This is a genomic window from Streptomyces sp. NPDC021225, assembly GCF_044332865.1.
Taxonomy (GTDB): Bacteria; Actinomycetota; Actinomycetes; order Streptomycetales; family Streptomycetaceae; genus Streptomyces.
In genome coordinates, this window is sequence record NZ_JBIRPV010000004.1 from 491,284 (window position 1) to 511,094 (window position 19,811).

Annotated in this window: 16 protein-coding genes and 1 pseudogene; 10 read left to right on the top strand and 7 right to left on the bottom strand. The window is 72.2% G+C overall.

Annotated features, from left to right (window positions below):
- Positions 1–5: 5 nt before the first annotated feature.
- Together ACH4S9_RS20585 and dnaK are read right to left on the bottom strand one after the other, a co-directional pair.
- Positions 6–593, bottom strand: a complete 588-nt coding sequence (locus tag ACH4S9_RS20585; RefSeq protein WP_311725545.1) for a nucleotide exchange factor GrpE — start codon at positions 591–593, stop codon at positions 6–8.
- Between the two features lie 9 nt (positions 594–602).
- Entirely contained in the window at positions 603–2,504 is a 1,902-nt protein-coding gene (dnaK, locus tag ACH4S9_RS20590) for a molecular chaperone DnaK (protein WP_385337024.1), read from the bottom strand.
- A gap of 250 nt (positions 2,505–2,754) precedes the next feature.
- Between dnaK and ACH4S9_RS20595 the strand changes: the two genes are divergently transcribed.
- From ACH4S9_RS20595 to ACH4S9_RS20640, 10 genes are all read left to right on the top strand, one after another.
- Positions 2,755–4,473 carry a PucR family transcriptional regulator gene (locus ACH4S9_RS20595; RefSeq protein ID WP_398373481.1) on the top strand — a complete coding sequence of 573 codons (1,719 nt, stop codon included), beginning with the start codon at positions 2,755–2,757 and terminating at the stop codon, positions 4,471–4,473.
- 262 nt (positions 4,474–4,735) lie between these two features.
- Entirely contained in the window at positions 4,736–5,617 is an 882-nt protein-coding gene (locus tag ACH4S9_RS20600) for a transketolase (RefSeq protein ID WP_311725548.1), read from the top strand.
- A complete protein-coding gene (locus ACH4S9_RS20605; RefSeq protein WP_385337032.1) occupies positions 5,614–6,600 on the top strand; it encodes a transketolase family protein in 987 nt (328 codons plus the stop codon). Before ACH4S9_RS20600 ends, ACH4S9_RS20605 begins: the two co-directional genes overlap by 4 nt.
- The gene (locus tag ACH4S9_RS20610; protein ID WP_385337035.1) at positions 6,587–8,104 is read left to right on the top strand and encodes a glycerol kinase; all 1,518 of its coding nucleotides are present in this window, start codon (positions 6,587–6,589) and stop codon (positions 8,102–8,104) included. The genes ACH4S9_RS20605 and ACH4S9_RS20610 overlap by 14 nt, the downstream gene beginning before the upstream one ends.
- Positions 8,101–8,898, top strand: a complete 798-nt coding sequence (locus ACH4S9_RS20615; RefSeq protein WP_385337038.1) for an SDR family oxidoreductase — start codon at positions 8,101–8,103, stop codon at positions 8,896–8,898. Before ACH4S9_RS20610 ends, ACH4S9_RS20615 begins: the two co-directional genes overlap by 4 nt.
- 101 nt (positions 8,899–8,999) lie before the next feature.
- Positions 9,000–10,013: an ABC transporter permease gene (locus ACH4S9_RS20620; RefSeq protein ID WP_361188388.1), complete on the top strand. Its 1,014-nt coding sequence runs from the start codon at positions 9,000–9,002 to the stop codon at positions 10,011–10,013.
- Positions 10,014–10,112: 99 nt separating this feature from the next.
- Positions 10,113–11,078 (top strand): sugar ABC transporter substrate-binding protein, encoded by a 966-nt coding sequence (locus ACH4S9_RS20625; RefSeq protein WP_311725553.1) that lies wholly within the window; start codon positions 10,113–10,115, stop codon positions 11,076–11,078.
- A 34-nt stretch (positions 11,079–11,112) separates the two neighbouring features.
- A complete protein-coding gene (locus ACH4S9_RS20630; protein ID WP_385337042.1) occupies positions 11,113–12,618 on the top strand; it encodes a sugar ABC transporter ATP-binding protein in 1,506 nt (501 codons plus the stop codon).
- Positions 12,619–12,687: 69 nt separating this feature from the next.
- Entirely contained in the window at positions 12,688–13,692 is a 1,005-nt protein-coding gene (locus ACH4S9_RS20635; RefSeq protein WP_352132163.1) for a sugar-binding transcriptional regulator, read from the top strand.
- Positions 13,693–13,760: 68 nt separating this feature from the next.
- A complete protein-coding gene (locus tag ACH4S9_RS20640) occupies positions 13,761–14,528 on the top strand; it encodes an SDR family oxidoreductase (RefSeq protein WP_398373482.1) in 768 nt (255 codons plus the stop codon).
- 12 nt (positions 14,529–14,540) lie between these two features.
- On the opposite strand, the pseudogene ACH4S9_RS20645 reads toward ACH4S9_RS20640, so the two are convergent.
- The 5 genes and pseudogenes from ACH4S9_RS20645 to ACH4S9_RS20665 form a co-directional block, all read right to left on the bottom strand.
- Positions 14,541–15,010: pseudogene (locus ACH4S9_RS20645) on the bottom strand (aminotransferase class V-fold PLP-dependent enzyme); the annotation flags it as partial.
- Positions 15,009–16,088 carry a tetratricopeptide repeat protein gene (locus ACH4S9_RS20650; protein WP_398373483.1) on the bottom strand — a complete coding sequence of 360 codons (1,080 nt, stop codon included), beginning with the start codon at positions 16,086–16,088 and terminating at the stop codon, positions 15,009–15,011. The pseudogene ACH4S9_RS20645 and the gene ACH4S9_RS20650, both read right to left, overlap by 2 nt.
- On the bottom strand, positions 16,085–17,347 hold the full coding sequence (locus tag ACH4S9_RS20655; RefSeq protein ID WP_398373484.1) for an ATP-binding protein: 1,263 nt from the start codon (positions 17,345–17,347) through the stop codon (positions 16,085–16,087). Before ACH4S9_RS20655 ends, ACH4S9_RS20650 begins: the two co-directional genes overlap by 4 nt.
- 67 nt (positions 17,348–17,414) lie before the next feature.
- Positions 17,415–18,479: a PP2C family protein-serine/threonine phosphatase gene (locus ACH4S9_RS20660; RefSeq protein WP_385337054.1), complete on the bottom strand. Its 1,065-nt coding sequence runs from the start codon at positions 18,477–18,479 to the stop codon at positions 17,415–17,417.
- A gap of 123 nt (positions 18,480–18,602) precedes the next feature.
- The gene (locus ACH4S9_RS20665) at positions 18,603–19,529 is read right to left on the bottom strand and encodes an endo alpha-1,4 polygalactosaminidase (protein WP_398373485.1); all 927 of its coding nucleotides are present in this window, start codon (positions 19,527–19,529) and stop codon (positions 18,603–18,605) included.
- Positions 19,530–19,811 lie beyond the last annotated feature (282 nt).

Genomic DNA, 19,811 nt, shown 5'->3' on the forward strand with positions numbered 1-19,811 from the left:
GCCGGTCACCCCCGCCTGGCCACGGTGACGGCCACCGGCCGCAGTTGGTTGCCGGTGTCCCCGTAGCCGGGGCGCAGCACCTGGACCACCGTCCCCGGCTCCGCCTCGGGGTCGTCGACCACTCCGACCACCTCGTGGCGGGCCGGGTCGAACGGCACCCCCGTCTCGGCCCGCCGCTCGTAGCCGAGCCGGGCGAGGGCGTCCACGGCCTGGTCGCGCACGGCCCTGACGCCTTCCACGATGGTGCCGGGGTCGGCCTCGGCGTGGGAGAGCGCGAGTTCGAGGTTGTCGATGACGGGCAGCAGCGCCGCGGCCGTACGGGCCCGCTCGGCGGCCCGCTCCCGCTCCATCTCCCTGGCCTGGCGCTTGCGCAGATTGTCCAGGTCGGCCAGGGCACGGCGCCACCGGTCCTCCAGCTCCGCCAGGGCCGCGGCCTCGTCCTCGTCATGGCGGAGTGCGGGGCCGCCGGCGGCGTCCGGGCCGGGCCCCTCCGCGCCCCGCGCCTCGGCGGCGCCCGGAGCGGGGAGGTCCTGGCCGGGCTCCGGCACGGCGCCCTCGGGTACCGGGTCGGGCTGCTGCGGACGGTGGGACATGGCGGCCGCCTACCCCTTGTCGAACTCGGCGTCGACGACGTCCTCGTCGTCTCCACCGGGCCGGGCTTGTCCGGCCCCCGCGCCCGTCTCCGGCCCCGCGCCAGCACCCGCGCCCGCCGTCGCATGCGCGGTCAGGCCCGCGTGGACCTGCTGGAGCTCGGAGCTCAGCGGCCTGGTCCGGTCCACGCCGGCCTCGTTCCTGACCGCCTCACGGGCGTCGCCGACCAGCATTTCGGCGCGCGCCTTCTCATGGGAGGGCGCCGCGTCGCCCAACTCGGCGAGGCGCTTCTCGACCTGGTACGCGATCGCGTCCAGCTCGTTGCGGGCATCCACGGCCTCGCGCAGCGCCTGGTCCTCGCCCCGGTTGCGCTCGGCCTCCTGGACCATGCGGTCCACCTCGCCGCGGTCGAGGTTGCCGGTCTCGCTGATGGTGATGGACTGTTCCTTGCCGGTGTCCCGGTCGCGGGCGGTGACGTTGAGGATGCCGTTGGCGTCGATGTCGAAGACGACCTCGATCTGCGGCTCGCCGCGCGGCGCCGGGCGGATGTCGGTCAGCTGGAAGCGGCCGAGCCCCCGGTTGTCCGCGGCCCGCTCCCGCTCGCCCTGGAGCACCACGATGTCGACGGCCTGCTGGCTGTCCTCGGCCGTGGAGAAGGTCTCGGTGCGGCGCACCGGGATCGTGGTGTTCCGCTCGATGATCTTCGTCATGACGCCCCCGCGGGTCTCCACGCCCAGCGACAGCGGGGTGACATCCAGCAGCAGCACGTCCTTGACCTCGCCCTTGAGCACCCCGGCCTGGATCGCCGCGCCCAGCGCCACGACCTCGTCGGGGTTCACGCTCATATTGGGCTCCTTGCCGCCGGTCAGCCGGCGCACCAGGGCCTGCACCGCGGGCATCCGGGTCGAGCCGCCGACCAGGATCACCTCGTCGATGTCCGTCCCGCCGACCTTGGCGTCGGCCATGGCCTGCTCGACCGGGCCGAGGCAGCGCTCCACCAGATCGGCCGTGATCTGCTCGAAGGTGGACCGCATGACCGACTCGGTCAGATGCTTGGGGCCCGCGGCGTCGGCGGTGATGAACGGCAGGTTGACCTGCGTCTGCGTCACCGAACTCAGCTCGGTCTTCGCCTTCTCCGCGGCCTCGAAGAGCCGCTGGAGCGCCTGCGGGTCCCGGCGCAGATCGATGCCGTCGGTCTGCTGGAACTTGTCGGCGAGGTGGTCGACGAGCCGGCGGTCGAAGTCGTCGCCGCCCAGGTGGCTGTCGCCCGCGGTGGAGCGGACCTCCACCACGCCGTCCCCGACGTCCAGGACGGACACGTCGAAGGTGCCGCCGCCCAGGTCGAACACGAGCACCGTCTCGTGCTGCTTCTTGTCCATGCCGTACGCCAGGGCGGCCGCGGTGGGCTCGTTGATGATCCGCAGCACCTCCAGGCCCGCGATCCGGCCGGCGTCCTTGGTCGCCGTGCGCTGGGCGTCGTTGAAGTAGGCGGGCACCGTGATGACCGCCTCGGTGACCCGCTCGCCCAACTGCTTCGCGGCGTCGTCGGCGAGCTTGCGCAGCACCAGGGCGCTGATCTCCTCGGGGGAGTACAGCTTGTCGCGCACGTTGAAGCGCGCGACACCGCCCTCGCCGCCGACGACGTCATAGGCCACGGCCTTGGCCTCGTCCGACACCTCGTCGTAGTGCCGGCCGACGAAGCGCTTGGCCGAGTAGATGGTGCCCTTGGGGTTGAGGATCGCCTGGCGCCTGGCCAGCTGGCCCACCAGCCGCTCGCCGGTGTCGGTGAAGGCCACCACGGACGGGGTCGTGCGACTGCCTTCCGAGCTGGGCACGACCGCCGCCTCGCCGCCTTCCCAGGCCGCGATCACCGAGTTGGTGGTGCCCAGATCGATTCCGACTGCCTTGGCCATGAGGAACTCCTTCGCGAGGCGGCGGCACCGCGGACAGCGCACAGCCGCGGAACCAACCCGTCTTCCGGCGCCGACGCGCCCAGCCTGGCAAAACGGGGCCCCGGCCCGCCTGCGCCTGCGAGGCCCAAAAACCACGCCTAGGGTGGACCTGTGGGTACAGGCGGAGCGTGGCCGCAGCGGTGACCGCCCCGCCCGGCGGGTACCCGCGAGTTCGGACTCGTTCTCTTCCGAACGCGGGCGGAGCGACGGCATGACCTCAACAGCCTTCACCCGGGACGAGCGCGGGGCTCGGGACCGTTCCCTGAGCCCTCGGGCGCGAGGGCTGCTGCTCTGCTCCACCGCCATGTTCGACAGCCGGGACGAGACGGAGATCCTGCACCGGGCGATGGCGCAGGTCGCGGCCCTCGGGCCGGGGCGGGCCGAGGCCGGGTACCTCGTGGTCGGCGGCGCGCTGACCCGCTGCCACGACGATGGGGCCGCCGGGGCCGATGGCATCGCGGCCGCCGCCCTCGACGAGCGGGTCCGGGAACTGGGCGGGCGGGACGGGCCGGTGCGCCTCCCCGGGCAGGCCTGGGGCTGGGCGTACGCGCTGCGGGAACCGGGCGGTCTGCGCGGGCAGCTCGTGGTGAGCTCGGGGGTGCCGCCCAGCGAGGACGACCGCTTCTGGCTCACCGTGCTGGCCCGGCAGACCGCGGCGGCCCTGGCCGGCGCGGCCGCGCACCGGCGGGAGCGGGAGCGGGCGGCCGAGCTGCGCCGGGCGCGGGCCGAGCAGCAGGCCGTCCGGGAGCGGCTGGAGTCCTCGCGGTCCGACCTCGAGCACGAGCGAGGGGTCCTCGACACCCTCCACCGGGCCGCCCTGCACGGGGACGGCGAGGCGGGCATCGCGGAGGCGCTGCACAAGATCACCGGGTTTGCGGCGGGCGTCGAGGACCGGTTCGGCAATCCGCGGGCCTGGGCGGGGCCCGGGCGCCCGGACCCGTATCCCCGGCCCGACCCGGCCCGCCACGAGGAGCTGCTGCGGGACACCGCCCGGGGCGGGCGCCCGGTGCGGGTCAGGGAGCGCCTGCTCGCGGTCGCCGCCCCGCAGGGCGAGGTGCTGGGCGCGCTGTTCCTGGTCGACCCCGAGGAGCGGGCCGACGAGCGCGCCCGGCTCGCCCTCGGCCACGCCACGGCGTCGCTCGCCCTGGAACTGGCGCACCAGCGCTCCCTGGCCGAGGTGGAGCTGCGGCTGCGGCGCGATCTGGTGGAGGACCTGCTCGCCGGCACGGACGACGCGAGCGCCTACGCCCGCGCCCAGGCGCTCGGCCACGATCTGCACGGGCCGCACTATGTGGTCGCGGTGCGGTGGGCGGAGCGGGCGGCCGACGCCTCCTTCGCCGCCGCCGTCGACCGGTCGGCGGCTGCCGTGGGCCTGCGGTCGCTGCTCGCCCGCCGGTCGGGCGTGGTGGTCCTGGTGGCCGACGGCAGGCCGGCCGGAGACGATCTGCACGCCGCGCTGAGCCGGGAGGCCGGGACGCCGGGCGGGGCCGTCGGCGTGGGCGCCCGCTGTGACTCCCCGGGCGAGATTCCGCGTTCCTACCGGGAGGCGCTGCGGGCGCTGGAGGTGCGGCGGCGCTCGCCCACCGCGTACGGCACGACCTTCTTCGAGGACCTGGGCCTCTACCGGATCCTGCGGGCCGGCAACGACTACCAGGAGGTCGAGGGTTTCGTCCGGGAGTGGCTGGGGCCGCTGCTCGACTACGACTCCGCGCACCGGACGGACCTGGTGCCGACCCTCTCCCAGTACTTCGACTGCGGCGGAAACTACAGCCGGACCGCGGCGGCGCTCGTCGTGCACCGCAGCACCCTGCGCTACCGGCTCCAGCGGATCCGAGAGATCAGCGGTTCCGACCTCACCAACGTCGAAACCCGGCTGAATCTCCAGGTGGCCACCCGGGTCTGGAAGATCATGAGGACCTGCCCGGACTGAGCTCCGGCCGGGGCCAAACCGCTGGCCATGCCCCCTCGCACAACACGAGACGGCCCTTCGGGCCTGCCGATTCACCCTATTGACACGCGGCTGAAACGCCACCAGTATCTAGAGCACCGAGATTCATTAGTGAATATTTATTCGCAAGGGCCCCTTCCTCAGGCCCTGTTCCTGGTCCGGGCCCCCTGCCGCCGCTCCGATCGACGCCGCAGGCGCCCGCCGCTCCGAACGCTCCGAAGAGTCAGCGATCAAGGACACTCACATGCTCAGCACAGACCCAGAGGGTGCCGCCCGGTTCCGGGCACGGCGCCGACGCGTCGCCGAAGACGATCCGGTGGGCCATCTCGACGACCTCCGGCATCTGTCGACCGACGTGCGCCGCAGCATCGTCCAGATGATCGACCACGCACAGCTCGGCCACATCGGCGGCGACCTGTCGGTGACCGACATCCTGGTGACCCTGTTCGGCGGAGTCCTGGACGTCGACCCCGAGCACCCGCGCAGGCCCGACCGCGACCGGTTCATCCTCAGCAAGGGCCACTGCGCGGCGGCCCTGTACGCCACGCTCGCCCACAGCGGTTTCTTCCCGCTCTCCGAGCTGGACACCTTCATGGCCCCCCTCTCGCCGCTCAACGGCCACCCGAACCGCAGAAAGGTGCCGGGTGTGGAGACGAACACCGGGCCGCTCGGACACGGGTTCCCCGTCGGTGTCGGCTGCGCCCTGGCGGCCAAGCTGTCGGGCTCCTCGTACCGCACCTACGTCGTTCTCGGGGACGGCGAGTTGCAGGAGGGCAGCAACTGGGAGGCCGCGATGACCGCCGCCCACTACTCCCTCGGCTCCCTCACGGCGATCGTCGACCGCAACCGCCTTCAGCAGGGCGCCCGCACCGAGGACACCAAGCGCCTGGAGCCGCTCGCCGACAAATGGACCAGCTTCGGGTGGGAGACGCGCGAGGTCGACGGCCATGACCACGCGCAACTGCTGTCCGCCCTGCGCCCCTCCACCACCGGCAGGCCGGTCGCCGTGGTGGCCCGCACCATCAAGGGGAAGGGCGTGTCGTTCATCGAGGACCGCGTGGAATGGCACCACAAGGTCCCCGACGCCGCACAGGTTCACGCCGCGCTGGAGGAGCTCAGCCGATGACCGCCGAACTCATGCCCGACACCACGCGGACCTACGATTGCCGACAGGCGTTCGCGGACGAACTCATCGCCATGGCCGCCGAGGACGAGCGGATCGTCGCCGTCTGCAACGACTCCGTCGGCTCCAGCAACCTCGTCCGCTTCCGCGAGCTCTACCCCGAGCGCCTCATCAACGTCGGGATCGCCGAACAGGACCTCGTCGGTGTCGGCGCCGGACTCGCCATCGGCGGGTTCATCCCCTTCGTCAGCGCCGCGGGCCCGTTTCTCACCGGCCGGGCCACCGAGCAGATCAAGACCGACGCCGCCTACAACGGACTCCCGATGGTGCTGTGCGGCCAGAGCCCCGGCATGGCCTACGGGGAGCTGGGGCCGACCCACCACTCGATCGAGGACCTGGCGTGGATGCGGGCCATCGCCGACCTGACCGTCGTGGTGCCCGCCGACCCGGCCCAGACCCGCGCCGCCGTGCGCTGGGCGGCCGCGCAGGACGGCCCCACCTATCTGCGCGTCCCGCGGTTCAAGGTCCCCTCGGTCACCCCCGACGGCGCACCGTTCGAACTGGGCCGCAGCGTCCAGCTCACCGACGGCTCCGACATCACCGTCATGGCCGTCGGGACGATGGTCTCCCGGGCCCTGGCCGCGGCCGAGACGCTGCGGGCCGAGGGCATCGGGGTGCGGGTGCTGAACATGACCTTCGTCGAACCGCTGGACGTCGAAGCGGTCCTGCGGGCGGCCCGGGAGACCCGGGGCATCGTCACCGCCGAGGAGGCGACCACCACGGGCGGCCTCGGCGCCGCGGTGGCCGGCGTGGTGGCGCAGAACCACCCCGTGCCCATGCGGATCCTGGGCGTGAACCGGGAGTTCGCGCCGACCGGAAGCGCCGCCTTCCTGCTGGAACACTTCGGGCTGACCGCCGACGGCATCGCGGCCGCCGTGCGCGAGCTGATGGCCATGAACCCCGGCGGGGCGCATGAGCACGGCTGAGCCGCTCGTCCTGGCCGTGGACCAGGGCACCAGCGCGACCAAGGCGATCCTGGTCGACGTGCGCGGAGACATCGTCGCGCACGGGTCCGCGCCCGTTGCCCTGTCCACCCCCGCGCCCGGCTGGGTGGAGCAGTCGGCCGAGGACATCTGGGAGAGCTGCCGCCTGGCGGTCGCCCGGTGTCTGGACGGCCAGGACGCCGGGCGGGTCGCCGCCGTCGGCCTCAGCACCCAGCGCGAGTCGCTGCTCCTGTGGGAGCGGGCCACCGCGACCCCGCTGAGCCCGCTGCTGAGCTGGCTGGACAAGCGCACGGCCCAAAGCCCGGCCCTGCTGCGGGCCGTGGACTCCGCCCGGACGGTCCGTGACATCAGCGGCCTGCCGCTGGACCCGATGTTCTCGGCGCCGAAGGCCGCCTGGCTCCTGGACCACCACGACCCCGAGCGCCGGCGCAGCCGCCGCGGTGAACTCTGCCTGGGCACGGTGGACTCCTGGCTGCTGTACAAGCTGGGTGGCGAACACCTCATCGAGGTGGGCAACGCCGCCCGCACCCAACTGCTCGACGTGCGCCGCCTCACCTGGGACGAGCGGCTCATGGAACTGTTCGACGTACCGCGGGAGGTGCTGCCCCGCGTGGTGTCCTCGCAGGGGCCGTTTCCCACCGCGGGCGGCCTGGGGCCGCTGCCGGACGGCGTCCCCGTCACCGCGGTCCTCGGCGACTCGCACGCGGCGCTGTTCGCACACGCCGGATGGCAGCGCGGCACGGTCAAGGCGACCTACGGCACCGGCTCCTCGGTCATGGCGCTCACCTCGCCCGACACCCCCCTGTCCGCAGGGATGTGTCTGACCGTCGCCTGGGACGTCGACGGCCCGGCCTGGGCCGTGGAGGGCAACATCCGCTCCACCGGGGCCACCCTGACCTGGCTGGCGGGGCTCCTCGGCACCGACCCGTCCGCGCTGGCCACCCTGGCCGCGGACAGCAGCGACGGCGTGGTCATCGTCCCGGCCTTCGGCGGGCTCGGCGCGCCCTGGTGGGACGACGAGGCCGTCGGCCTGATCAGCGGCGTCACGCTGGGCACCGGCGCCCCGCACCTCGCGCGGGCCGCGCTGGAGTCGATCGCCTTCCAGGTCGAGGACGTGGTGGCGGCGGTCGAAGAGGACATCGGCCCCGTGGTCCGGCTGCTCGCGGACGGCGGCCCCACCGACAACCCGCTGCTGATGCAGTTGCAGGCGGACACCAGCGGCCGCGCGGTCGAACGCGCCCGGGCCCGCGACCTGTCGGCCCTGGGCGCCGCCCATCTGGCGGGGCTCGGCGGCGGCGTGTGGAGCAGGGCGGACCTGGAACGGCTGAACCGCCCGAGAGACCTCTACACACCGGCCGAGGACGCCGGCAGCAGGGCGGCCCGCCGCGCGCACTGGCACACCACGGTGCGGCGCGCACGCCTCCGGGCCGCCGCGGCCCCACAGAACACCTCGCACCCTTCGGACGCCGGAGAGAAAGCATCATGAACAAGTCCAGCCGATTCGAAGGAAAGAGCGTCGTCGTCACGGGAGCGGCCCGTGGCATCGGCCGCGGGATCGCCGCGCGGTTCGCCGCGGAGGGCGCCGGTGTCCTGATGGTGGACGCGTCGCCGGCCGTCGAGGAGGCGGCCGAGGAAGTGGCGGCCGAGAGCCCGTCGGGCGGTGTGCTCGGCGTCCGGGCCGATGTGACCTCCGCCGACGACGTGGCCCGCGCCTTCGCGCTCGCCGAAACGACCTGGGGACGCCTGGACGTCCTGGTGAACAACGCGGGTGTCATCACCATCAGCCGTCTCGAGGACCTGACCCTCGACGACTGGCAGAAGGTCCTCGCGGTCAACACCACCGGTGTGTTCCTGTGCGCCCAGGCCGCCGCCGGGATCATGCGACGGCAGGGACGCGGAGGGCGCATCCTCAATGCCGCCTCGGGCCAGGCCCGCCAGGGCTTCATCTATACGCCGCACTACGCGGCCAGCAAATTCGGGGTCGTGGGGCTGACCCAGAGCCTGGCGAAGGAGCTGGCCGGGGACCGGATCACGGTGAACGCCTACTGCCCCGGCATCGTCGGCAGCGACATGTGGGACTACAACGACCGGGAGTGGGGCCGGCTGCTCGGCGGCTACGGGCCGGGCGAGCTGATGGACGAGTGGGTCGCGGGCATCCCGCTGGGGCGCGCCGGCACCCATGACGACGTCGCCAATCTGCTGCTGTTTCTGGCCTCCGAGGAGGCGGAGTACATCACCGGCCAGACGATCAACGTCGACGGCGGGATGTTCATGAACTAGCGCGCGACCTGGCACGACGACATCGTCGCTCGCCGGACACGCGGTCCATGACGCCCCTCTCGAGTCGGATATTAGAGAAATGTCAATACTCGGAGGTATTGATGAGTGCAACCAGCGACGCCGCGACGCCCGTTGACGCCCAACCGGGCGAACGGCGCCTGCGGGTACCGTCCTGGGCGACGGAACTGCTCACCGGATCACGAGGGCCCGCCCTCGGCCTGCTCGCCATGTGCGTCGTCTTCTACATAGCGACGCCGTACTTCCTGACCCAGAACAACCTGCTCAACATCGTCGACCAGACGGCGATCCTGGGGCTGCTCGCCCTCGGCATGACCGCGGTGATCGTCACCGGGGGCATCGATCTGTCGGTCGGCGCGGTGCTCGCCCTGGCGACCATGGTGCTCGGCTGGCTCTCCCACGACCAGGGGTGGCCGCTGTGGCTGAGCGCCATCGTCGCCACCGGCGTCGGGGGAGCGTGCGGACTGGCCAACGGGCTGGGCATCACGTTCACCAGACTCCCGCCGTTCATCGCCACCCTGGCGATGATGTCCGTCGCCCGCGGCCTGGCCAACGTCATCACCGACGGACAGCAGATCGTCGGCTTCCCCGACTGGTTCGGCAACCTCTCCACCACCCGCTACCTCGGCATCTTCACCTTCACCACCTTCGTGCTGGTCGTGCTGTACGCGGCGGGGTGGGCGTATATGCGCTACCGGTCCGGTGGGCGCGAGCTGTATGCGATCGGCGGCAGCTCCGAGGTCGCCAGGCTCGCCGGGATCAGCGTGCGGAAGCGGACGGTGCTCGTCTACACCGTGACCGGCCTGCTCGCCGGCGCGGCGGGGGTCTTCCTCGCGATGCGCCTGGACTCCTCCCAGCCGAGCGCCGGTACCGGCTACGAGCTCGACACGATCGCCGCCGTCGTGATCGGAGGCGCCAGCCTGAGCGGCGGTGTCGGCTCCATCAGCGGAACGCTCTTCGGCGTCCTGATCATCGGAGTCCTGCGCAACGGTCTGAATCTGCTCGGGGTTTCCCCGTTCGTCCAGCAGATCGTCATCGGCGTGGTGATCGCGCTGGCCGTCATGCTCGACGTGCTGCGCCGACGCGATTCGCGCTGACCACCACAGGTCCTTCCTCCGTCCCCAGCCCATCTCCTCTTGTTTCAGCAACCACCTCCCCCCGAGTCGCCGGGATCCGTTCCCGAAGGAGCAGTTCTCATGAAGACCCCACGTGTGATCGCCACCGGTGTCGTGGCCGCCCTCGCGCTCGGCGCCGCCGCCTGCGGACGCGGCGAGGACGCCGGAGCGAAGACCGCCGACGGCAAGCCGGTGACCATCGGCCTGGCCGTGGCCAACCTCCAGGCCGACTTCTTCAACCAGATCAAGCAGTCCGTCGAGGCCGAGGCCAAGAAGAAGGGCATCAAGGTCATCGTCTCCGACGCCCGCGGCGACGCGGCCACCCAGGTGAACCAGATCCAGGACTTCATCAGCCGCCAGGTCAGCGCCATCATCTACATCCCGGCCGGGGCCACGGCGGCCGGTGTGCCGGTGAAGGCGGCGAACCGCGCGCACATCCCCGTCGTCACCGTCGACCGCAACCCGCCGGACGTGCCGGGCGAGTCGTTCATCGCCACCGACAGCGTGGCCGCCGCCAAAACACTCGGCGAGTGGGTGAGCAAGCAGAAGGGCGGCAAGGGCCAACTCGCCATACTTCAGGGCCAGATCGGCACCACTCCCCAGGTGGACCGGCAGAAGGGGTTCGGGCAGGCGCTCGCCGAGTCGCCCGGCATCAAGGTGGTCTCCCAGCAGTCCGCCGACTGGGCGCAGGACAAGGCGTACTCGGTCGCCCAGGACATGCTCCAGGCGCACCCCGGCATCGACATCATGTGGGGCCAGGCCGACGCGATGGCGCTCGGCGCCGCGCAGGCCGCCAAGGGCGCCGGCGGGAAGAAGCGGCTGATCGTGGGCTTCGACGGCGACTTCGCGGGCATCAAGGCCGTCCGCAAGGGCACCATCGACGCCACCATGGTCCAGCAGACCCAGAAGATGGGCCGGATGGCCGTGGACACCGCGCTGGACATCCTGGACAAGAAGAAGGTCCCGGCCATGCAGCTCCAGCCCGCCTACCTCCTCACCAAGGACGACACGGCCAAGGCCGACCAGTACCTCAAGAGCCACCCCTGAGCGCGGCAAGGAACCCGAAAGGCAGGACCTCGCCATGACGAACGTCGGCCGGCCCCCGGAGGACGGGACCCACCAGGGTCTGGTGGTCCGGGGAGTGTCCAAGCGCTTCGGCGTGACCCAGGCCCTCGACCGGATCGACCTCGATGTGCGCCCCGGTGAAGTGGTGGCCCTCCTCGGCGAGAACGGCGCGGGCAAGTCCACGCTGTCCAACATCGTCGCCGGGTCGTTCCCCTCCGACACCGGCCATATGCTCTGGCGGGGACGGCCCTACGAGCCGAAGTCGCCCGGGGACGCCATCAGCCACGGCATCGGCCTCATCCACCAGGAGATGCGTCTGCTCCCGGACCTGACGGTCGCCGAGAACGTCTTCCTCGGCCGGCTGCTGGTCCGCGGCGGGCGCATCGACCGGGCCGAGATGAACCGGCGGGCGGCGGAGCAGCTGCGGCGGCTCGGCCTGGACATCGCGCCCACCCGGCTGGTGCGCACGCTGCGGGTCGCGGCGCAGCAGCAGGTCGAGATCGCCAAGGCGCTCACCCTCGACGCGAAACTCCTGATCCTCGACGAGCCGACGGCCGCGCTCGGCAGCGAGGAGACCGATCATCTCTTCGAGCGCATCGACGCCCTCCGCCGCGAAGGCGTGTCGTTCATCTATGTGAGCCACCGGCTCGAGGAGATCGCCCGGATCTGTGACCGCATCGTGGTGATGCGGGACGGACAGCGCGTCGCCGCCCACGCGACCGCGCAGGTGCCCGTGGCACGGCTGGTCGAGGAGATGGTGGGCCGCAGCGTCGAGCGCATCTTCCCGGACACCGGGGCCCCCGGGCGGCGCGAGGTCCTCACCGTCCGGGGCCTCACCAACCCGTCGTTCCGGGACGTGTCCTTCGGCGTGCACGAGGGCGAGGTGTTCGGCATCGCGGGCATCGTCGGGGCCGGCCGCACCGAACTCGTGCGGGCCGTGGCCGGCGTCGACCCGGTGGCCGCGGGAACGGTGTCGGTGGAGGGCCGGGTCCTGCGGCTGCGCGGGCCCCGGGACGCCATCGAGGCGGGCGTCGCCCTGGTACCCGAGGACCGCAAGGGCCAGGGAGCCGTGCTCGACCTGTCGATCGGTGACAATGTGGCCCTGCCGAACCTCGACCGGGTGGCCCGCCGCGGCTGGCTGACACCCCGGCGCGTCACCGAGGTCGCCACCGCCGCCATCAGGCTGATGACCGTGAAGGGGCGGGCCGAGCAGCCCGTACGGACGCTCTCCGGCGGCAACCAGCAGAAGGTCGTCATCGCCAAGTGGCTGGAGCGAAAACCGAAGGTGGTCATCCTCGACGAGCCCACCCGCGGTATCGACGTCGGGGCGCGCGCCGCCATCTACGAGGTCATCGCGGACCTGGCCAGGTCCGGCATGGCGGTCGTCGTGGTCAGCTCCGACCTCGACGAGGTGCTGGGCCTCTCCCACCGGGTGCTCGTCCTCAGCCGGGGGCGGCAACAGGGCATCCTGCCCGCGGAGGAGGCGACGGACGTCGCCGTCATGCGCCTCGCCACGGCATGATGCATCGGGAGCCGCCGGCACGCCTCGCGGCGGCTCCCGACACCCGATGGGCCTGCTTGAAAGGACACGATGGACCCCCGCAGCAGCACCGGTCAGCCGGTGAACCGCCGCACCACCCGCATGGCGACGGCCGATGAGCAACTGCGCCTGATGACACGGGTCGCACGCCTGTATCACGAACAGGGCATGCGGCAGGCGCAGATCGTCGAGGAACTCCACATCTCCCAGGCGCGGGTCTCCCGGCTGCTCGCCCAGGCGGCCAAGGTCGGAATCGTCCGCACCATCGTGGTGCCGCCGGAAGGCGTCTTCGCGGACCTCGAGGAGACGATCGCGAGCCGCTACGGGCTGCGCGACGTCGTGGTCGTCGATGTCGAGGGAGAAGGGGACGAGGTCATCCCGGCCCTCGGGGCGGCGACCGCCGTCTACCTCGAGACCACGCTCCTGGAGGGCGACCGGCTCGGCATCTCGTCCTGGAGCGCCACGCTGCTCGCCGCCGTCGAGGCCATGCGGTCCCGCCCCGGCAAGCGGTCCCTGGAGGAGGTCGTCCAGCTGATGGGCGGCGTGGGCGACCCGCAGGTCCAGATCCAGGCGACCCGTCTGATGGGGCGGCTCGCCGAGACGACCGGCGCAGAACCGGTCTTCATGTCGGCCCCCGGCGTCGTCGCGAGCCCCGCGGTGCGCGACGCCATACTCGCCGACCCCAAGGTCAGCAGCGTCGCCGACGCCTGGAAACACCTCACCATCGCGGTCGTGGGCATCGGCAGCCTCGAACCGTCGCCACTGCTGCGCCGCAGCGGCAACATCTTCTCGCTCGAAGACCAGGAGCGGCTCCGCGACCTCGGCGCCGTAGGGGACATCTGTCTGCACTTCTTCGACGAGAACGGCACGCTGCTCGACACCGAACTCAACGACCGCGTCATCGGCATCGACCCCGACGCCTACCGAGCCGTCCCGCGCCGCATCGCGGTGGCCGGCGGCGACCGCAAGTACGCTGCCATCAACGCAGCGGTGAGCGGCGGCTGGGTCGATGTCCTGATCACCGACCTGGGCATCGCCCGACGGCTCGCCGGCTGACCGGAGACACCACTCCGCGGCCGCCGCGGGCGAGGCCACAGCTGTTACGCACAATGGAGGAAGAACCCATGGCCGCACCTTCTTTCCGGATCGACGACCGCGTCGCCATCGTCACGGGAGCCGGCAGTGGCATCGGCCGCCGGCTGGCGATCGGGCTCGCCGAGATGGGAGCGCACGTCGGGTGCCTGGACCTGCCGGGGGGCGATCTGGCCGGCACCGTGGCGGCCGTCGAGGAGACCGGACGGCGAGCGGTCGCCCTCCCCGCCGACGTCACACGGTCCGACGAACTCACCGAAGCGGTGGCCGCGGTGGAACGCGACCTCGGGCCGCTGCGGCTGGCCGTCAACGCCGCGGGCATCGCCAACGCGGCCCCCGCCGAGGACATGCCCGTCGAACAGTGGAACAGGGTCATCGACGTGAACCTCACCGGCGTGTTCCTGTCCTGCCAGGCCGAGGCGCGCGCCATGCTCCGGGGCGGCGGCGGTTCCATCGTCAACATCGCCTCGATGTCCGGCACCATCGCCAACCGCGGACTGCTCCAGGCGCACTACAACGCCTCCAAGGCGGGCGTGATGCACGTGTCCAAGAGCCTGGCCACGGAGTGGTGCGACCGCGGGATCCGGGTGAACAGCGTCAGCCCCGGCTACACCGCCACCCCCATGAACCTGCGCGCCGAGGTCGCGGAGCGGGTCAGGCAGTTCGAGTCCGACACCCCGCTGGGGCGGATGGCCTCGGTCGACGAGATGGTCGGGCCCGTGGTGTTCCTGCTGAGCGACGCCGCGAGCTTTGTCACCGGCACCGATCTCATCGTCGACGGAGGCGTGACCTGCTGGTAGCCGCGCGCCGGGTCAGCCCGTGCCGCGCAGGAAGTCCGACAGCCCCTCCAGCAGCCGGTCGGCGTCCCGGGTGTCGTTGTACGGCGCGAGGCCCACGCGCAGCCCTCCCGTGTCGCCGAGACCCAGCCGGCGGGACGCCTCCAGGGCGTAGAAGGAGCCGGACGGCGCGTCCACGCCCCGGGCGGCCAGATAGCGGTAGGCGTCGACGGTGCTGCGGCCCTCGATGGTGAGCAGCAGGGTGGGGGTGCGGTCGGCCGCGCGGGAGTGGACGGTGATCCGCTCCAGCCCGGCCAGCCCCGCCTCGATCCGCGCCCGCAGGGCGGCAGCCCCTCGTGCCGTATCGCCTCCAGCGCGGTGAGCGCGGAGACCAGCCGCTCCCGGCGGGGGCCGTCCCGCCGGGGGCCGAGCCCGGCCAGGAAGTCGACGGCGGCCCGGGTCCCGGCCAGCAGCTCGTACGGCAGGGTGCCCAGTTGGTGGCGCTCATGGTGTCTTCCTCCGGTCGAACCAGACGGTGGCCAGGGTGGGCAGCAGCCCCGCCCAGAAGAGAATCCGCGGCACGGACCGCTCCGTCCACGGCACCTGCGAGATCAGCAGCGCGCACAGCATCGCCCAGGCCGCCTGGGCGAGCACGACGCGGGCCCAGCGGCCCCGGCGCACCAGGGACCGCACATTCAGCTGGACGCCGGAGCGCAGCCCGCGGTAGCGGCGCCAGGCGCCGAAGCCCCACACCGCCGCCATCACCACCAGCACCCACAGCCGGTTGCCGAGCGGCACCGGCAGGTCCCGCGCCGCCTCGCCGTCCTGGGGGAACAGATCGACCATGACGCCCGCGGCCGCCACACAGATCAGCGCCAGCCAGCGCACGCCGCGCAGCAGCCGGTAGGTGGCCCGGTCGAGGTCGTGGCGCAGTCCGGTGTTGTCCGGGGCGGCGGCCAGGGCGTCGGCGTACACCTCCGCGGCCTGCGCGGCGGTGGTGCCCGGCTTGTGGGCCTCCTGGCTGCTCACCAGATACAGGGCCTGGTTGTCGGTGGGGTCCAGGCGGAGCACCTGGCGCAGCGCCCATGTGTAGGTCTCGGTCTCGCCCGCGGCGCCGGCGGTCCGCCACAGCGCCTGGTACGCGTCCACGCTCTCCGGGTCCAGCCGCACCGCCTCCTTGGCCAGGGCCAGGGCCTCGACGCGGCGGGTCGGGTAGTACATCAGGAACTCGCCGAGGAGCGCGTGCACCGAGCTGTTCTGCGGGTCGACGCGCAGCGCCTGACGCAGCGCCTCCTCCGCCTTCCGCCAGCGCTCCGCCCGCTCCAGGTGGTCCGCGCGGCGCAGGGCGAAGGCGTATATGTACAGCGCGCCGATGTCCTCGGGGGCGCGCCGGAGCGCCTCGCCGAGCGTGGTCAGCGCCTCCTCGACCCGGCCCGCCGCCACCTGGCAGCGGCCGAGCTTCACCCAGGCGCGTACGTCGTCGGGGTCCTCGGCGAGGCGGCCGCCCAGCACGGCCGCGGCCTCGTCGTACCGCTTCAGCTCGATGAGCGCCTCGGCCCGCTCGAGGGCCGGGTGCGTGGTCACAGCTTCCGCCGCTTCTTCAGATACGCGAGCAGGTCGTCGTACATCCCGCCCTCGTTGGCGAACATCGCCACGTTGCGCGCGGCCGCGAACCACGGCTCGGTGGAGGGGACCACGGACTTCGCCGCGTCGAGCAGGTCCCGCATGCCGATCATGCGCACGGTGCCGGTGCGCGCCGAGTCGAGCAGCGCCGTCTCGGCCGCGGCCTCGCACACATGGGCCAGATCGGCGCCCGAGAGGCCGTCGGTGGCCTTGGCGAGCTTGCCGAGATCGATGCTTTCGATGGGCCGGTCGCGCAGGTGGTAGCGGAGGATCGCCTCGCGCGCGGCGGCGTCGGGCGGCAGCACGAGCAGGGTGCGGTCCAGACGGCCGGGGCGGCGCAGGGCGATGTCCACGTCCCAGGGGACGTTGGTGGCCGCGAGCACGAACACGCCCTCGTTCGCCGGGGCGTCGATGCCGTCCAGCTCGGTCAGCAGCTGATTGACCGTGTTGCGCATACCGCTGTTCTGGGTGCGGCTGCGCTTGCCGCCGAGGGCGTCCAGCTCGTCGAGGAACACCACACAGGGGGCCTGGCGGCGGGCGGTGGCGAACACCTCGTGCATGTTGCGTTCGGAGTTGCCGATCCACATGTCGAGCACATCGCTGATGGACACCGACAGAAAGCCGGCACCGAGCTCTCCGGCCACGGCGCGGGCGATGAAGGTCTTGCCGCAGCCGGGCGGGCCGTACAGCAGCAGTCCGCCGCGCAGGCTCTTGCCGTACAGCTTGCGCAGTTCGGGGTTGCGCATCGGGGCGAGGAAGGCGGCCTCCAGACGCTCCTTGACCTCCCGCATGCCGCCGACGTCCGCCAGGCGTACGGTGCCGGGCGCGGCCACCTCCCAGGCGGCGGCGTCCTTGGGGTCGCCGCTGCCGTCGACGGTGAGCGGGGTCTCCACGAACCGGGGCGGCACCACATCGCCGACCTGGTCCGCGGCGGCCCGCCAGTCGAAGCCGGCCCGGGGTGCGGCGGGCGGGGTCGGCGCAGCCGGGGCCCCGGTGGCGGGGGCCTGGGTGGTGGGTGCCCCCATGGCGCGGGCCATCAGCTCGCGCGCCTGCGGGTCGCCGGGCGCGTGCTGAAGGGCGACGGCGGCCTCGGTGACGGCCGCGTCCTGCTGCCCGGCGGTCAGCAGCAACTCCGCGAGATGCAGCCGCAGCGGTACGTCGCCGGGCGCCGCCGCGACAGCCGTGCGCAGGCTCTGGATCAGGGGGGAGTCCTCCGACATGGCGCACACTCTACGGAGGCGAGCCGTGCGGGTGATCACCCTCCCCCTGATCCGCGTCCGCGGTCCGTCAGGTGTCCGTGGCGGAGGGCTCGCGGGCGATCACGACGGTGGCCGCGTCGTCGTGCACCAGGCCGCCGGTGTGCCGGAGCAGATCGTCCTGGAGATAGCGGGCCAGCGACAGCGGGCCGTCGCCCGTCCAGGCCGCGACGCGCTCGGCGAGCGGGTAGAAGGCTCCGGTGGTGTCCCGCGCCTCGATGAGGCCGTCGGTGTAGAGGACCAGCAGGTCGCCCTCCTCGAAGCCGAAGGTCCCGGCCTGGTAGTCGCTTTCGGAGGTCATGGCCAGCCCCAGTGGCGGCGCGGGCTCGCAGATCTCCAGCGTGTGGACCTCCCCGTCCCGCACCAGCAGCGGAGGGGGGTGTCCGCAGTTCACCAGCCCGGCGAGCGGGCGGTCGTCGTAGGCGTCCAGCACCAGGGCGGTCACAAACGACTCATGGGGATCCGAGTCCTCCCTGCCGCCGTGGTCCCAGTTCCAGCGCATCGCGTTGCCCAGGTGTGCCGCGACGGCCGTCAGCGAGAGGTTTCGGTAGGCGGACCCGCGGAAGGCGCCGATCAGCACCGACGCGTCACCGATGGCGGCCAGCCCCTTGCCGCGGACGTCGCCGATGACCAGCCGGGCCGCCTCATGGGTGGCCACGACCGCGTACAGATCCCCGCCGATCCGGGCCCCCTCCTCGGCCGCGAGATAGGTGGAGGCGATCCGCAGCGGCCCCAGCCGGTCGGGCAGCGGCCGCAGCAGCACCTGCTGGGCCGCCTCGGCCACCGAACGCACCTGGGTGAGCTTGCGCTGGTGCACGTCGGTCGCGAGCCGGAAGCCTGTCACCAGCGCCGAGATCACCAGGAGGGTGCCGATCTGCGCCTCGTGGTTCGCGGTCGACAGACCGCCCTGCAACTGGCCGATGATCACCTGGGCCACCACGGCGAGAACTCCGATCGCGCCGGTGGCCGCGGCGCCCGCGAACGAGGCGGTGATCGCGGGCGCCGCGATCAGGAACGGGCTCAGGTGGATGTTCTTGGGCGTCTGCACGTCGAGCACGGAGATCGCCACGATGAGCCCGAGCGGAATGGCGAGCAACGCCCGGTTCCACCGCCGTGAACCGGCCGGAGGGGCGGAACCGTGCCGAACGCGCATATCTCCTGCTTACACCCGTTGCCGCCGCGGCGCCCGGCCCACGGGCCCGGGTGGCGGGGCATCCGGTCACACGGAGTCGCAGGTCCTGCGCACATAGCCGTCGTCGTCCGGCGTGGACACGTCCACGTCGCGGCGCACGATGGCGACCCCCGGCTGCTGCGAGCCCTCACAGGCGGTGTCCAGCGCGGAGTCCGTGTACTCGATCATGATGACCTTCGAGAAGGCCTCGGTGTAGTCGCCGCACTCGGGGGGATCCTGCTGCCCGCACTCCTCGGCGACGGCGAAGTCCAGACCCAGGTCCTCGCGGTGCGAGGCGAGCTCCAGGGTGTTCTTCTGGCCGATGGCCAGGTGCGCGTCGTGCGCGCGGTCGGCCAGCAGCTTGATGAACGCCATGGCGTCGTCGTCGGTGAGCAGCCCCTCGGAGCGGGTGTAGCTGTCGTAGTTGTCCGGCTCGACGGCCTGGTAGCCGTCCTCGGCGCAGCCGTCGATCCAGTCCCCGACCGTGTCCGCGATCCGCCGCCGCTTGTCGGCGGTGCCGATGTCGAGGAGCGCCTCGTCCCAGTCCTCGTCCATCACCACATCGCCGTTGTCGTCCCTGAGCAGCAGATCGGAGTCCCAGTCGCCCTCGGCGTCCGGCTGCGCCTGGAAGGCGTTGACGTAGCAGATGTTGTAGAGGCCCGCCGCGGGCGGGGCCTCCCGGTCCCTGCTGACGACCTTCACCCCGTCGGGCGGGGTGTACGGCTCGCTGATCTGGTAGTCGAAGTTGCCGCCGTCGGTCGGCGGGAGCGTGACACCGTCCGGCGTGGCGGCGCGCTCGGCCTCGGGGGAGGCGGTGTCCTGCGGGGCCTTGGCCGCCTTCTTCGTCCGCGGGGTGTCCTCCGGTCCCGCGTGTGCGAACCCGATGACGGTGAAGAGGGCGACGATGCCGATCAGGGTCACCAGCACCGCGCCCGACAGCGGTTGGCGGGCGGAGAAGGCGCTGCGTAGAGACATCTGCTTTCCCAGGTGCGTGGACGCTGACCCCGCCTCGGACCTACCCAAGACCGCTTAGATCCTGGCGACCGACGCCGGGCTGGTGATGGGTGACATCAGTTACCGGCTGGGTGCGTCGCTCTCGGTGCCGGGCTCCGGGGAGCCTTCGGCGTACCGAATGTAATGATCGGCTTGATCGAGCGTCAAGTGGCAACCTGGGCGGCCACGCGGCGCGTGCGGGGGCCGCCGGGGCAAAGCTGAGGGCGTGTCATTTTTTCCGCCCCCGAGTCTTGTGGGTTGCAC